Origin of the sequence: Paenibacillus methanolicus, assembly GCF_008124765.1 — a bacterium.
Classification (GTDB): domain Bacteria; phylum Bacillota; class Bacilli; order Paenibacillales; family Paenibacillaceae; genus Paenibacillus_Z; species Paenibacillus_Z methanolicus.
In genome coordinates this window covers 415496-429546 of the sequence record NZ_VNHS01000003.1, presented here as the reverse complement: position 1 = coordinate 429546, position 14051 = coordinate 415496, and the positions used below count along the sequence as shown (strand labels likewise).

Annotated in this window: 14 protein-coding genes, 1 riboswitch and 1 other annotated feature; of the genes, 11 read left to right on the top strand and 3 right to left on the bottom strand. The window is 53.1% G+C overall.

Annotated elements, in window-relative coordinates; translation table 11 throughout:
* Positions 1-6 precede the first annotated feature (6 nt).
* From BCM02_RS10690 to BCM02_RS10680, 4 genes are all read left to right on the top strand, one after another.
* Positions 7-1575 carry a response regulator gene (locus BCM02_RS10690; RefSeq protein ID WP_148929056.1) on the top strand — a complete coding sequence of 523 codons (1569 nt, stop codon included), beginning with the start codon at positions 7-9 and terminating at the stop codon, positions 1573-1575.
* Between the two features lie 199 nt (positions 1576-1774).
* Positions 1775-2010: a binding site (T-box leader), on the top strand.
* A 91-nt stretch (positions 2011-2101) separates the two neighbouring features.
* On the top strand, positions 2102-3673 hold the full coding sequence (locus BCM02_RS10685; protein WP_246183312.1) for a 2-isopropylmalate synthase: 1572 nt from the start codon (positions 2102-2104) through the stop codon (positions 3671-3673).
* A gap of 199 nt (positions 3674-3872) precedes the next feature.
* Complete coding sequence (locus BCM02_RS35220) at positions 3873-4016, top strand: hypothetical protein (protein ID WP_187434140.1); 144 nt, start codon at positions 3873-3875, stop codon at positions 4014-4016.
* Positions 3991-4269 carry a hypothetical protein gene (locus BCM02_RS10680; protein WP_148929055.1) on the top strand — a complete coding sequence of 93 codons (279 nt, stop codon included), beginning with the start codon at positions 3991-3993 and terminating at the stop codon, positions 4267-4269. Before BCM02_RS35220 ends, BCM02_RS10680 begins: the two co-directional genes overlap by 26 nt.
* A 179-nt stretch (positions 4270-4448) precedes the next feature.
* On the opposite strand, the gene BCM02_RS10675 is transcribed toward BCM02_RS10680, so the two are convergent.
* Positions 4449-5522: a glycoside hydrolase family 15 protein gene (locus tag BCM02_RS10675; RefSeq protein WP_148929054.1), complete on the bottom strand. Its 1074-nt coding sequence runs from the start codon at positions 5520-5522 to the stop codon at positions 4449-4451.
* A 295-nt stretch (positions 5523-5817) separates the two neighbouring features.
* A riboswitch (cobalamin riboswitch) is annotated at positions 5818-6012 on the top strand.
* A gap of 170 nt (positions 6013-6182) precedes the next feature.
* Between BCM02_RS10675 and BCM02_RS10670 the strand changes: the two genes are divergently transcribed.
* Together BCM02_RS10670 and BCM02_RS10665 are read left to right on the top strand one after the other, a co-directional pair.
* On the top strand, positions 6183-6560 hold the full coding sequence (locus BCM02_RS10670; protein ID WP_148929053.1) for a (2Fe-2S) ferredoxin domain-containing protein: 378 nt from the start codon (positions 6183-6185) through the stop codon (positions 6558-6560).
* Between the two features lie 180 nt (positions 6561-6740).
* On the top strand, positions 6741-7682 hold the full coding sequence (locus tag BCM02_RS10665; RefSeq protein WP_148929052.1) for a methylenetetrahydrofolate reductase: 942 nt from the start codon (positions 6741-6743) through the stop codon (positions 7680-7682).
* Between the two features lie 150 nt (positions 7683-7832).
* Here BCM02_RS10665 and BCM02_RS10660 read toward each other — a convergent pair whose 3' ends face one another.
* A complete protein-coding gene (locus BCM02_RS10660) occupies positions 7833-8639 on the bottom strand; it encodes a class I SAM-dependent methyltransferase (RefSeq protein WP_148929051.1) in 807 nt (268 codons plus the stop codon).
* 262 nt (positions 8640-8901) lie between these two features.
* Between BCM02_RS10660 and BCM02_RS10655 the strand changes: the two genes are divergently transcribed.
* From BCM02_RS10655 to BCM02_RS10645, 3 genes are read left to right on the top strand one after another with little or no spacing between them, the layout of a single operon-like run.
* Positions 8902-9993: a serine hydrolase domain-containing protein gene (locus tag BCM02_RS10655; RefSeq protein WP_187434139.1), complete on the top strand. Its 1092-nt coding sequence runs from the start codon at positions 8902-8904 to the stop codon at positions 9991-9993.
* A gap of 44 nt (positions 9994-10037) precedes the next feature.
* Positions 10038-10517, top strand: a complete 480-nt coding sequence (locus BCM02_RS10650; RefSeq protein ID WP_246183311.1) for a P-loop nucleotide/nucleoside kinase family protein — start codon at positions 10038-10040, stop codon at positions 10515-10517.
* On the top strand, positions 10514-10711 hold the full coding sequence (locus BCM02_RS10645) for a hypothetical protein (protein WP_246183310.1): 198 nt from the start codon (positions 10514-10516) through the stop codon (positions 10709-10711). Before BCM02_RS10650 ends, BCM02_RS10645 begins: the two co-directional genes overlap by 4 nt.
* A 74-nt stretch (positions 10712-10785) precedes the next feature.
* Here the strand turns inward: BCM02_RS10645 and BCM02_RS10640 are convergent, their stop codons facing one another.
* Positions 10786-11925, bottom strand: a complete 1140-nt coding sequence (locus BCM02_RS10640; RefSeq protein ID WP_148929049.1) for a glycoside hydrolase family 5 protein — start codon at positions 11923-11925, stop codon at positions 10786-10788.
* Positions 11926-12313: 388 nt separating this feature from the next.
* Here BCM02_RS10640 and BCM02_RS10635 point away from each other — a divergent pair, with 388 nt between their 5' ends.
* A complete protein-coding gene (locus tag BCM02_RS10635; RefSeq protein WP_148929048.1) occupies positions 12314-13027 on the top strand; it encodes an ABC transporter ATP-binding protein in 714 nt (237 codons plus the stop codon).
* Positions 12999-14033 (top strand): efflux RND transporter periplasmic adaptor subunit, encoded by a 1035-nt coding sequence (locus tag BCM02_RS10630; protein WP_187434138.1) that lies wholly within the window; start codon positions 12999-13001, stop codon positions 14031-14033. Before BCM02_RS10635 ends, BCM02_RS10630 begins: the two co-directional genes overlap by 29 nt.
* Positions 14034-14051: the final 18 nt, after the last annotated feature.

The following is a 14051-nucleotide window of genomic DNA, read 5'->3' as shown; positions in this document are numbered from 1 at the left end:
ACATCTATGATTAGCTTGCTGATCGTCGATGACGAGAAGATCATTCGGAGGGGCTTGCAATCGGTCATCGAGAGGCAGTTTCCTAACCGGTTCAGCTACCGATTTGCCGAGAATGGACAAGAGGCGTTGGAACTACTTCGCCAAGAACCTGCGGATATTATGTTCACCGATATCCGCATGCCGATTATGGATGGTATCGAACTGCTCGAGCAGCTGCAAACTCATCCGGTAAAACCCGAGGTTGTGCTGCTGTCGGGCTATAATGACTTCGTCTATGCGCAGCGAGCGATCCGCTGCGCGGTGAAGGATTATCTCATCAAGCCCGTGAAGCGGAAGGAATTGTTTGCCGTCCTGGATCGATTACTACTCGACATAAGGATGAGAGAAGAACAAGCAGACACGGCTGGCCAAGAGGCCGGTCTTTCTGCTGCCGAGCTGGTTACGCTGCATTTGACTCAAGAGGATATGGGCGATGCGATAACGCCGAACAACGCCGGCTTAAGCTGGTTGGATGCAGGCTACACGCTAGGCTTGCTAACGCGACGCGGCGGGGGATCGCAGGTTGGCAGAACGGATGCCGTATCTTTCCGCAATCAAATCGAGGAGCTGTTACATGGGTATACGGATTGGATGCTCACGCGCGATGGAAAGGGCGGAACGATTGTAATTGCACCCGATCCTGTACTGTTCTACCAGCTGGCGGAACGATGGAGGTTGCGCGTACCCCAGTCGCAACTGCGAATCGCGATCAGCGATTCGGTTCAAGGAATCGAGCGGATCCGGTGGGCCTATAGTCAAGCGAAGCAAACCTTGAAATACGGGATTCTGCTTCCAGAACTCGATGTCATGGAACACGCCGGCATCATAAGCGAACGCCAGGAGCGGCATGTCGTTCCGGTAGAGTTCATTCGGCGTATATTGAATCTGATCGGAACGGGACGCGGGGAGGAAATGAGACAGCTTCTCGCTCAAATCCTCGATGTTCGCGTGATCAGCAGCTGTGAGATCGGCTATTTAGAACATATTAGCCAGCTCCTGAACGAGGAGCTGTTCGACAAGTTGTTCCGCATCTATGGGTATAAAGTACTTGATCTATTGCGGTCGTACGCCCATGTAGGGCACATCGGGAACTTCGATCGATTCGAAGATTATTACATTTCCGTCGAGCAACTTCTCGATCTTCTGGATCAGTTCATTCATGATCGGAGAGAGAAGGCGCCGACGGAACCCAATACGATGCAAAAAGTCATCGCCTACTTGCAGACGCATTATGCCGACGATTTGAACATGGCGGTCGTGTCCAACCATTTCTCGCTGAATTACTCGTATTTCAGCCAGGCCTTCCAAGAATATAGCGGGGAGAGTTTCTCGAACTACGTTCGCCGGTTAAGGCTGGACAAGGCGAAGCAGCTGTTGGTGTACTCCGATTTGAAGGTGTACGAGATTAGCGAGCAAGTCGGGTTCGAGAACGTGAAGCATTTTACGAGATTGTTCAAAGATACCGAAGGCATCACCGCGCTTGAATTCCGAAACCGGCGTAGGCAGATGGTTGAGCCAAGCATGCACGGAACGTAAAGTTTGAACCCCATCTTCAGTTTATTGAATTGTAACGGTGCAAACAATCGCCAGTTTTCTATACATGTCATGGGGAAAAACCTATATCAACCATAGGCGGTGGCGTTCGGCCGGCCCATCCAGGTAACCTGCCAATTTGTTTTCGGCATCGACTTGACAAAAAACAATTCCCTGTCTATACTTACCAGTAATTTCAAATCCAAATGTGCCGATTAGAATTAGTAGGAGCATGGAGACCTTTCAGAGAGCCGTTGGTTGGTGCGAAACGGCAGCGTCGATTGCTTTGAACTCGTCTATGAACAGTTTCCCTGATCATGTAGGGGAATCCGGGATTCCGCCGTTACAAGGATAGATGGTGATGGCCATCGAAGGAGTTCATTTCACCCCAGTGAAATGAAATTAGAGTGGTACCGCGGGTTCAACCTCGTCTCTATTGTAGAGACGGGGTTTTTTTGTTGGCGAAATTCCGGGTTTCGCCAGCCCCGCTTTATATAGATCAATCCCTTTATCTAGAGGAGGAGCTACAATGGCGAATCGCAACATTATGGTATTGGACACCACTTTACGTGACGGGGAACAAGTTCCCGGAGCCAAATTAAATATGCAGCAGAAGGTTGAATTTGCGCAGCAGCTCAAGCGCCTGAAGGTCGATATTATCGAAGCCGGGTTCCCGGCCTCTTCCCAAGGGGATTTCCAAGCGGTGCAGGAAATCGCCCGCACGGTCGGAGACAGCGTGTCGATCACGGCGCTGGGTCGGGCGGTAAAAAGCGATATCGATGCCGTCTACGAGAGCATCCGGCTCGCGCAGCAGCCGTTGATTCATATCGTGCTCGGGACCTCGAATATCCATGTGGAGAAGAAATTCAACCGCTCCAAGGAAGCCGTTCTGCAGATGGGGGTGGACGCGGTTCGTTATGCCAAAACCTTGCTGCCGCACGTGCAGTATTCCACGGAAGATGCATCGAGAGCGGATTTCGAATATTTGTGGAGCACGATCGAAGCGGTCGTGAAGGCCGGCGCGACGATGATCAACGTGCCCGACACCGTCGGATTTGCCGAGCCGGAGGAGTTCGGCGAATTGATTCGCAAGGTGAACGAGCGGCTGAAGAACGTGAACCCCGAGGTTATTCTCAGCGTGCATTGTCATAATGACTTGGGATTGGCGACCGCCAATACGCTGAGCGCGATCAAGAACGGCGCCGACAAAATCGAATGCACGATCAACGGCTTGGGCGAGCGGGCGGGCAACACCTCTCTCGAAGAGGTCGTCATGGCGCTCAAAGTGAGAGAAGCGCGCTACCGGTGCCGAACGGCTATTGAAACTACGGAGTTGCTGCGAACGTCGAGGCTGCTGACGTACCTGACGGGGCTGGATGTCCAGGTGAACAAGGCTATCACCGGAGAGAATGCATTCGCCCACTCCTCGGGCATTCATCAGGATGGATTGCTCAAAGATAAACAAGTGTATGAAATTATGTCGCCGGAAGAGGTGGGAGCCGATAGCATGGAGCTCGTATTAACGGCTCGCTCCGGTCGCCATGCCTTTAAGCATGCGGTCCAGCAACTGGGCTTCGATCCCGGCGAAGGCGAGGCGCTGGAGCAGCTGTTCCAGAGGTTCCTCGAGTTGGCCGACGCCAAGAAGGAAGTATACGATCACGACCTGTTCTACTTGGTCACCGAGCATCGGGAGCAGGCGGCCAGCAGCCAACAGCTCTTCGAGCTGAAGTCGTTCCAAGTCGTAACGAACGATGAATGTCCAACCGCGGCGCTCAGCTTGCGTAAAGGCGACACGGTGCTGAAAGGCAGCGCCGTCGGCGACGGTCCGATCGATGCCTTGTATCGCGGGATCAAGGCGCTGACGGGGCTCGATGTCAGCCTGAAGCATTACAAAATCAACAGCATCTCCAGGGGCACCGAAGCCGTGGGGCGGGTCAACATTCAGCTGGAATACGGCGGCAAAATCTATTCCGGCCGCGCGATGGATACCGATATCATCAAAGCCAGCGCCCAGGCCTTCTTGAACGGCATGAACGCGGCCTTGCTGGATACGGCAAACGATCAAAGCGATCTTAGCGGCAATGATCGATTAAGCAGCTAATCAGCTAGGCACGACAGACAGCAAACGCTCCGGACATGGGGCAGCCGAACGGCCGGTCGGCTGCCGCCATATCCAAGAGCTGCACGGTCGCGTGCGAAATTAGCGCTAAAGCTTAATCGTCTCTACCTACCATAAAATCCAATGAACATCGCCGCTCGATCCGCCGCAGGTCTACTTCGACATGTACAAGGGAGTCGAGATGTCTGACCCTCCGACCGGCGATTGGGTGGACGAAGCTGCCGCGGAGCGCGGCAGCCACAATCCGACGGCCATTGCCGGCAAGCTGCCGAAGCGTCGCCCGGACCGGAAGCGTGAAGGTGCTGAAGTCGCTCGTCGAACCTGACGGCCAGCGGAGTCACGCCATCTTCAAGACGTATTGGACCCCGATGATCGACAAATACCCGGCTACCGGCTTCCTGAAGAACTTGATTGCCTACGAAACCGCGGACAACTACGAGATGAACAATCCGACCATCGCCCATGAAGGCATCCGGCAAGAAGCGGTGAACTACGTCGACTGGATTCTGAAGAATACGGGCCTCGACAAGAAGATCGAAGAAGTGAACGCGAAGGCGAAGGAAGAAGGCATCGAATAGATTCGGCAAACAAGCCATCCAGCGGGAATCCGCTTGGATGGCTTGCCGTCTTTCTGGACAGTATAGCTTTATGCGCATATTGCAAAAAAAGAGCGCCCCGCTAGGATGAGGATGCACGCGAGGTTAATGCCTCAACGAGCCCATCGGGAGGTCGCTCTATTATCAATGCATGGCAATCATTATCGCTCGCCATAGGACGAGTTTACGGCTTCCTTGGCCAAGATGTACATGGCATTCGACCACCCTAACGGCGTGTTCGTATTAAATTTGCCGGAATTCGCATAATAAAGTTCAGGCAGCGAACCATCCTCCAGCATGACATGCTCGAATCGTTCCAAGAATGATCTCGCTTTAGCCATATTGCCCAGTTTCAATTGACTCAAGGCAAGGAAGCCAAATCCGAATGTCCACTCCGCTTCCGTTCCCGCATAGAACGAGCGCGAACGCCCTCTGCCATGCTCCGCTTCTAAAGTAGAGTAGTAACTGTCTCCAATATAACGTAGGATGCCATTGTTTCGTAAGAGATGTTTCTCCGTTTGATTCACAATAACCTGAGCCATTTCGCCGTTGAATACGCCGAACGGGTAGATAAGCGTCAATTGGGCCAAGTCATACTTGCGCGTTCTCGTCTCATAGGGAAACAGCTCATAGAGCGTCTCCATGCCTTTCTCGATCAGATCATCCGGCACATCCACGATTCCCTTTACGGACTTCAAAGCAGCAACGCAAGCGCCGACCGACGAGGAGCGCACCTCTTCATATTCTTCCCATATGCCGTTGTCCGGATCTTCCCAGAACTGCACGCATTCCAGATATTGCACGAGTTTCTGGACGATCTCTCGGTCCTTATCGTCGCGAAGCATGTGCTTGCCGCGTTTCATGCCTTCGCCAATGCCGAAGAGAATGGCGGCCGTCGCGTCATGCTGCTTGTTTCCCCATTCCGATTCAACCTCTCTAGCCGTATCGGCGGTATAACGAGGATGCAGGTATTCATGTTTATAGACCGGTTTTTGCTTGGTATGGATATCTAACTTCCATTCGTAGTCGCGAAAAATATCCAAGATGCGGTAATAGGTTTGTTCGTATCTATCGCAGTTTTTATCCAAGTAAGGGAGAACCTCATAGAACGTATCTCGCAGCCAAACGAAATTGTAATCGCTTGATGAGGAGGCGACATACAGGCCGTTCGGAAGTCGTAAGCGATCGAGAATTTCGTAAGCTTGCGCAACGCGTTTTTCTTGCGTGATGAACATGCTTGTCACCTTCTTAAGTAGAGTGGGGGAAATCTTCAGCGAGTGACGTAACTCTTGTAAACCTTCATGCGGATGACAAGATGTTCATCCGTCTCATAAGGAAAAACATAGGCGATGCAAATGCGGAAGAGGTTGAAAACGCTTTAGCAGGTTATGTCATTTTTATCGGAAGTTCGGTAATAAATTTGAAGATCCCAATGGCATGACGACGCAAGATTTTTCTCCCAACCGTCGCACCTTCGCCATCCATCGGCAGGTTGCGCCGTTGCGCAAGACAACGCTATACTAATAGCAACTTCATAACGTGGAACGAGGTGTTCGATCCGATAGGATTGAGCTTAATAGGGAAGTCCGGTGCGAAGCCGGCGCGGTCCCGCCACTGTAACAGAGAAGTCGCAGCTATGATGCCACTGGGGGATATCCTCCGGGAAGGCGGCTGAATCGACGTTGATTCTGTAGCCAGGAGACCTGCCTCGTTCGACAACACTGCGGATACCTACGGGAGATAGGGAGGTGTTACGGGCATGATGATCGTCCATCATGTTTGTTTGAAGCGCCCACATCCAGCCACTGCGGATCCGGGCGCTTTTTGTATTTGGGAGACAAGCGGAACGAGAAGGCGCTTAAGCGCAACATGCTGATTAAGGCGGGGAGAACGATATGGTCACGTGGAATTTAAATCAAACCAAGCATCATGTGCTGATCTGTAATGGGGGCAGCTGCATGCGCCAACAGGGGGAGGAAGTAACCCTCGCGATCCGTTCGGAGATCGCGCGGCATGCGGCGGAAGATGGTATTCATACCACGAGGACGAGATGTAACGGTCGATGCGACGATGCGTGCGTCGTCATCGTGTATCCGGAGGGAATCTGGTATCGGGATATGACACCGGAGACCGGAAGGCGACTGGTACGCGAGCATTTGCTGCAGAGCAAGCCTCTTCAGGATCGTGTGGCCTATTCTTATCTTCAAGATCGATTCGTGCCCAGCGGCATGGGGACCACGGGCGTGCTGCGGAAAGATAAAAACAACAAATAAAAAGTTTGTTATAGCTTTAAGCTATATCCAGATATAACTTTTAGATAAAACACGATTGTCATACACCTGTGTTATCTTATCTTTAGGAGCCATGCGGCTTCGATTCCTACAAGGCAGTAAATTATGGCAAGTCTACATATATGCGAAGGATAGATAAGAGAACGCTGGGGGAGGACTCACATGTTTAGAGAATCGATATTGAACAAGAAAACGGGAATCATCACGTACGGGATGACGCCTCCGAAAGCATCGCATACGGTCGAGAAAATCGCGGAAATTTCGCAAAAACAAATCGAACGGCTGCGAAACGTGAAGCTGGATGCATTGATTCTGTACGACGTGCAGGAGGAATCCGACCGCATTGAAGAAGAGCGTCCATTCCCCTATATGGCGATGCTGGATCCCGAGACATATAGCGAGCAATACTTGCAGGAACTCGACATTCCCAAAATCATCTATCGCTGCGTCGGCAAATATTCGGAAGCCGAGTTGACGCATTGGCTGAAGAGGGGCGAAGACAAAGACCGCTTCAGCGTGTTCGTCGGCGCATCCTCGAGCCAGCAGCAGGTGAGGCTTGAATTAGCCGATGCCTACAAGCTCAGCCGCCAACATGACGGCAGCCTCACGTTCGGAGGCGTTATTATTCCGGAACGCCATATGAAGAAGAACGACGAACATCTGCGCGTCGTGAACAAGATCAAGCAAGGCTGCAGCTTCTTCGTCTCGCAGGCGACGTACAATGTCGAAGCCTCGAAGAACTTCCTATCCGACTATTATCATTATTGCAACGATCACGAGCTTGAGATGGTCCCGATCCTGTTCAATTTGGCTCCTTGCGGCTCGACGAAGACGCTCGAGTTCATGAAGTGGCTGGGCATTAGCATCCCGCGCTGGCTGGAGAACGAGTTGAAGTATTCGACGGACGTCCTGGACAAATCGATCCGGTTAACGAATAAGATTTTCGAGGAATTGCTGGAGTTCGGTCTGGAGAAGGGAATACCCGTTGGCTGCAGCGTAGAGAGCGTATCCACGCGCAAAGTAGAAATTGAAGCATCCATTCAGATGGTAAGCGATATTAAAGCGATGATCGACAAGAAGAGCCTGGTCGAAATGGCAGGTTAAAAGACTCCCTTACTGCCCGAGAGCCGCTATGATGCGGCTCTTCTTCATGTTAACGGTCAATCGCCGCACCCGACGTGATCGGCGATTTCTCCAACCGGTCTTGACCGAAGGAGCAACTACGAGGCGCCGACATGGTCAGCTCACGAGGATCTATAACTTCCTCGCTTTGATTACAAAAGTGACCGGGAGCATCTTTGCTTTTTTGGCAAAATCACTGTCTTTTAATTGGATAATGTCGTCATCCGATTCCTCGATCATTTGCTCAATGACAAATCCCGCTTTTGCCAACGCATTCACATAAGTGGATAGTTTGCGATCCGATAAATTTAGCACGCTTTCATCGAGCGATACCGAATACCAAGATTCATCGAAATACCGCTTTTTAAAAACAAGCACATTATTTTCCGCTGCAACGCATTTATGTATAGGGTGTGACCAACTGAAAATAAATACGCCGTCTTTATTTAGGTAAGAAGCGATCCGACAAAAAGTACCCTCAAGGTCGGTAGTCCACCCTATGGCATAAATCGAATACACAACGTCGAAGTAATTCTCTGGTAAGCCGCATTCTTCTTCCATGGGAGAACAAATTAATGTTGCCGAAAGACCGCACGTCGTCAAATGTTGTCTTGTCTTTTCAAGCTGATTCTCGGATAGATCCATACCCCATAGTTCTGATGCCCGGCGTTCCCCGAGATATTGCAAAGATTGACCGCTTCCACAGCCGATCTCCAGCATCTTTTTTCCTGCAACATCCCCAAAGAGTTGGCATTTTTCTTCGGAGACAAAGGCTCCATAATAAGGAAGCGAGGTTGCGCCTAAAACATCGTTTCCTCTCGTATCCCAAAATAAGCTATTGGTTCTATGAACCGCATTTCTGTCCATGTCGACCGAGACGGCGACGCCAGCCTCGCCTGCGCCTATAATGTTTGTTCTATAAACGGAATTTTTGTCCATGCAAACACCCTCCCTAAAAATAGAATGATAGGAGCCCATTAACCCCCAATAATATACCTCTTTTCCAGTAACAATTCTACCTGAATTTTCCATTAAAACATCGCGTACACGGAACTATCGGAGCAGGTTAACACGCTGATTGCCTTGAATTACTACGTAAGGATCACATCTCAAACATGTAGTGAAGCGAATGGGTTCCGCTTGGCCCTCTCGGCGGGAAACGTCGCTGCCGCATACTCATGATGAAAGGAGTTCGCCGTACTTGTCTTTATCACTAGAAACCGTAATTGAGAATCACCTGAGTCCTCGGGATTTCCTCGTCGGCGGGGCTGTCGTCGTCGTGAAAGACGGTCATGCAATCTACGAAAAAGGATTCGGCCATGCGCGGCTCGGCTCGCAAGAAAAGCGCTTTACGGCGGATACGATCGCGTGCGTGATGAGCATCGCCAAAAGCTTTACGGCTGCTGCTTTACTAACCTTAGTAGGGGAAGGCCGTCTTCATCTGGATGATCCGCTTGTCCGCTATCTGCCCTATTTCCGGACGACCGATCCGGAAGCAAGCGGCTTGATTACCGTGAAGCACCTGTTGTCGCATACGGCGGGGTTCGGCGGCGATCTGGGCATTGGCGATCTTGTCGCGCCCAATGCCGCCGAGTTTGCTTTTTACGATCAGCTGAGACAGCAGGTTGGTTTGCCGGATTCGTCGCTTAGCTCGATTCGGAGTCGCGAAGACATTACGAGATTTATCCGCAAGGTCGCTTTGGCGGATCGCCCGGGAAACAGCTGGCATTACTGCACGGATGCGTATATTGTGGCTGCAGATCTTTTCGAGAAAGTCAGCCTTCAATCTTGGGATGCTTATATCGAAGATGTCCTGTTCAAAGGGCTCCACCTGAACCGAACGACCTTGGATGCCGAGAAAGTTAGGCAGGACGATGACCATGCCAACTACTACACCTCCGAGGCGAGCGACGACCGGCGTATTCTGCCATCGCCGTTCCCCGTCAACCCTTTAGCGGCGCCCATGGGCTTCCTTTATTCAACCGCGAAGGATTTGGCCCGTTATCTCAACGCCTATATGACTGATCGTTCATTGCTATCCCCTCCGTTAATGGAGAAAATGTTCGAACCCGTGTGGCGGTTTGATCCTCATGAGGGCTACGCGCTGGGATGGGGAACGAGCGCGGAGAAGGGCTATACCGTCATCGAGCATGGAGGCGGATATCAAGGGGTCAGCGCGTATCTATGCATGGTTCCCTCGGAAAAACTCGGCGTCATCGTGCTGGCCAATCATGATCAAACGCCTTCGCAGAACATCTGTTACCGCGTGCTTCGAGCATTGCTTCCTGAATAAGGTCGGGATGACGCAGCCTTGAATTTCAATCGGAGGGATGAAGATTGACAGAGAAGATCAGTGTTACGGATTTGATCGACCGAGAACGGGACCGTGATTGTGCGTTGGTCGTACTCATGTGCGGGATAGCGGGATCGGGAAAAAAGACCTTCTCTCAACTATTAGAACAGGATGGATACGTGCGTCTATCGATTGATGAGGACGTGTGGTCTGCTCATGGTCGATATGGCGTGGATTATCCCGTCGAACGATACAGGGCGTATTTGGATGAAGCACATGCACGATTACGTACGAAGCTTGTAGCGTTAATTCAACATAAACAACAAGTTGTGGTCGACTCCAGCTTTTGGAATCGGTCGGAGCGGGATCGATATAAACAGTTGGTAGAAGACGCCGGCGGCAAATGGCGACTCATTTACTTGAACGTGCATCCCGATGAATTGCGAAAGCGGCTAAAGATTCGCAGCCAACGTTTTGACGCCAATGCCGCCTTCCCGATAACGGAGGAGATGTTAACCGCGTGAGCCGACCTGCGGAGATCGTAGCCGTCGATAACGGCGATTTGGGCGGAAGCGAGCCGTACGACCGGCATTGGAAGCACATGCACCGAGGTTGCGTCAGTACGGTCCTAAGGTTCACGGGGGAGCGGGGACGCGTCGTGCTCTCGGCCTTCGGCGACGGCATGCATGCGGCGGAACTCGTGATTACGATCGAATAAAGCGTTAGTCCAAACAGCCGATTCCTAGCGTTCAGGGATCGGCTGTTATCCTTTGCTCGAAATTAATAGGACGGCTATTCAATCTCGCCGCCGATAAGCGCTTCGTGCAGATCGGCATTCCACTGCGCGCGTTCCCGGTTATACACTCCGAATCCTGCTCCGAATTCCCAGTACGCCCATGAAATGCTCCGTTTCTCCGACTCGGTTCGAATGAATTCGGTCCAACGAACGCGCGATGCCATGTCCGCTTTGGAATAGGCGCCGAATTCGCCTAACCAGAGGGGACGGTTGCGTTCTTCGCCCCAAGCGGCTGCCTGGTCGAGATCGCGAATCACTTGTTCCCGGCTGGCCGGATTATATTCGGGCGGCTGCGTGTTGTAGTCTTCGAACCAGCGATGGACCCATGGCACCTGATCGGCGGCTTCCCCGGCTTGAACCTCGCTTGCGGGCGGTCCTGGCCAAGTCAAGCCGGTCGTGCTCGTTTCCGCGCCGTTCCATTCCGCCCCTTGATGGGTGAATAGGAAAGGTTCATAGTAGTGAAACGTCACGATCGCGTTCTTCTCTTCTTCCGGCACGCGGAGCGCAGGCAAGCCGCGAATTCCGCCCCATTCGGAAGTGCCGATGACGAGGGTATGCCGTTCATCGATGCCGCGGATGGCCCGGATCGCTTCGGCAAGCAGGTCGTTCCAGGCCGAGGCGTCGAGATTGCCGTGCGGCTCGTTGAGCGGTTCGAAATAGACGGAGAGCGGCCGGTCCTTGTACCGCTGCGCCAGTTGCTCCCAAATACGCAAGAATCGTTCCTTGTGTTCGTCCGGCGCTTCAAAAATCTCGTCGTAATGGTGCATATCGATCACCGCGTTCAATCCGTGGGACTCCGCTTGGTCGAGAACCCAATCCACGCGCTTCGCAAACGCCTCGTCGATCGTATAAGGAGGTTCCGCGGTCGCATGGGCGGACCATTTGATCGGAACGCGAACCGTATCGAATCCGCCGTCCGCGATGAGTTCGAAATACGCTTCCTGCAACGTCATTCCCCACTCGCCTTCCTTGGGAGCCTCCAGCGCATTGCCCAGATTGACGCCTTTGCCTAGCCGCTTGGCTTGTTCGTATGGATCGGGCACCGCATCTTCCGCGAGCGGGCTCGTGCTCGACGTGCACGAGGCGAGAAGCAGGGGGAGCAAAAGCAAGACTAATACTGAAGTTCGCGCGTTCATATTCGCCATCTCCTTAACGGCCGCCAGGCAGCTCCTACCGCGACAAATAATGTAAGCACTTTCATCATTATTATTATTCGATATGACATCTATTTATCCTCTTGCCTTGGAAAATGTTTGGTTTACTACACGGTTATTGGTGTTAGGTGAAATTTAGTTAAAGATGCGGCTGTATTTCTGAAGATGCATAGGTATTTGACTGTTTCAACCCGGTTCCCAGGGTGATTCGAGCATCTTCTCAAAATGAATAATAATAACAGTTTTGTTCATGAACAAATAAACGTTGCGCTAAAATCTTGATTTGTTATGATGTTATTGTAAGCGCATCCACGAAGTCGTGGCGCACGAAAGCCAATCATCGCCGCCACCGAAGAAGGGGAGTGAGGAGATGAACGGGACGGGAAATCCCAGATCGCCGCTGCTGGAAGCGCGCGGCGTCACGCGAGTATTCGGTAGGGGAAGCGGCGCGGTTACGGCGCTTAAAGGCGCCACGCTCAGCGTCGGCCAAGGCCGGCTGATTGCCTTGAAGGGCCGATCGGGATCGGGCAAGACGACGCTGCTCAATATTATGGCCGCGCTCGACTCTCCGACGGAAGGCACCGTGATTTACGGCGACAGAGACGGAAGTAAGATGACCGACCGGCAGAAGAATGAGATGCGCAGACGCGAGATCGGGCTGATCTTCCAATCCTTCGCGCTCGTGCCGTATATGACCGCATACGAGAACGTCGATTTCGGTCTGCGCATCGCCGGCATTCCGGCGCCGGAGCGGAAGAAGCTGGCGGAAGAGGCGCTCGCGTTCGTCGGGTTGGCCGGCCGCATGCATCATATGCCCCCGGAGCTCTCGGGCGGCGAGCAGCAGCGGACGGCCATTGCCCGCGCGATCGCCCATAAGCCGGCGCTCATTCTAGCCGACGAACCGACGGCGGAACTGGATTCGCGGATGGGGAAGCAAGTGATGCAAGTTTTCCGCGATCTCGTTCGGTCGGAGGGAATCGCCATCGTCATGACAACGCATGACCCGCACATTATGGAACTGGTCGACGACGTATACGCATTGGAGGATGGTCGTATTGGATCGGAACGCAGCAAGGAAGCTTAACCGCCTTGTATATGCCGCCGTCTTGCTTGCCGCAACCGCCGCGGCGTCGAGCGGTTGCAGCCTTCTGCCGCAGGAGCAGGCTCCGCTGAAGCCGCCGCTCGTCAAGCCGGCGCAGACCGAAGCGCGGACGGTCGACGCGAAGCTGGGCAGCATCGTAAGACAGGTCACGGGTTCGGGCATGTTCGTGCCGACTAACGTGAAGTATTACCAATTCCGAGCGGGCGGCGTGATCGACAGCATCGGCGTGCGGGCGGGAGCCGTCGTCAAGAAAGGCGACGTGCTCGCGACATTGGAGAATGATGGCGTCGATGTAGAGCTGCTCCAGCGGGAGCTGGAATATGAGCGCAAGCGCCTGGCCCTGGAAGAGGCGGTAAAGGGCGGCAGCGGGAGGCTAATCAAAATCGCTAAGCTTGATTATCGGCTGGCGGCGCTGTTGTTCGAGAAGACGAAGGAGAAGGTCGCGGCCTCGACTTTGACGGCGGAATCGGACGGCGTCGTTTCCTACTTCACCGACTTGATGCCCGGCGACCGGGCGGAACCCGGCCGCGTGCTGGCCGCGATCTCCGATCCGCAAGCGATTCGGCTGGCTTTGACGACGACCAATAACCCCGTCTTGGCCGACATTAAAGTCGGCATGGCGGCGGAAGCGACGTTCCAAGGCCAAGTCTATCCGGGCAAAGTTACGCAGACGCCCGCCTCCGCTCCGCAGACGGACGACGATAGGCTGCGCGAGGAATACGCCCGCACGTTATATGTCGAACTGGACAGTTTGCCCAAGGATGCGGCGCTAGGCAAGATGGCCGACATCACGATCGTCGCCGCGCGGCGGGATAACGTGATCGTCGTGCCGAAGTCCGGCGTGCGCACGTATTTCGGACGGACCTTCGTGCAGGTGCTGGACGGCGAACGCCGCAAGGAGCTGGATGTCGAGACGGGTCTTGAGACCGCGACGGAATATGAGATCGTCCAAGGCGTCGAGGATGGCATGAAGATCATTCTACAGTAAGTCATGTGGAGAAACGAG

Bases quoted from the DNA above. Each gene is read 5' to 3' on its own strand.
- BCM02_RS10665 (WP_148929052.1), top strand. From the start codon at position 6,741: ATGTTTAGAGAATCGATATTGAACAAGAAAACGGGAATCATCACGTAC.
- BCM02_RS10690 (WP_148929056.1), top strand. From the start codon at position 7: ATGATTAGCTTGCTGATCGTCGATGACGAGAAGATCATTCGGAGGGGC.
- BCM02_RS10640 (WP_148929049.1), bottom strand. From the start codon at position 11,925: ATGAACGCGCGAACTTCAGTATTAGTCTTGCTTTTGCTCCCCCTGCTT.
- BCM02_RS10670 (WP_148929053.1), top strand. From the start codon at position 6,183: ATGGTCACGTGGAATTTAAATCAAACCAAGCATCATGTGCTGATCTGT.
- BCM02_RS10685 (WP_246183312.1), top strand. From the start codon at position 2,102: ATGGCGAATCGCAACATTATGGTATTGGACACCACTTTACGTGACGGG.
- BCM02_RS10660 (WP_148929051.1), bottom strand. From the start codon at position 8,639: ATGGACAAAAATTCCGTTTATAGAACAAACATTATAGGCGCAGGCGAG.
- BCM02_RS35220 (WP_187434140.1), top strand. From the start codon at position 3,873: ATGTCTGACCCTCCGACCGGCGATTGGGTGGACGAAGCTGCCGCGGAG.
- BCM02_RS10635 (WP_148929048.1), top strand. From the start codon at position 12,314: ATGAACGGGACGGGAAATCCCAGATCGCCGCTGCTGGAAGCGCGCGGC.
- BCM02_RS10675 (WP_148929054.1), bottom strand. From the start codon at position 5,522: ATGTTCATCACGCAAGAAAAACGCGTTGCGCAAGCTTACGAAATTCTC.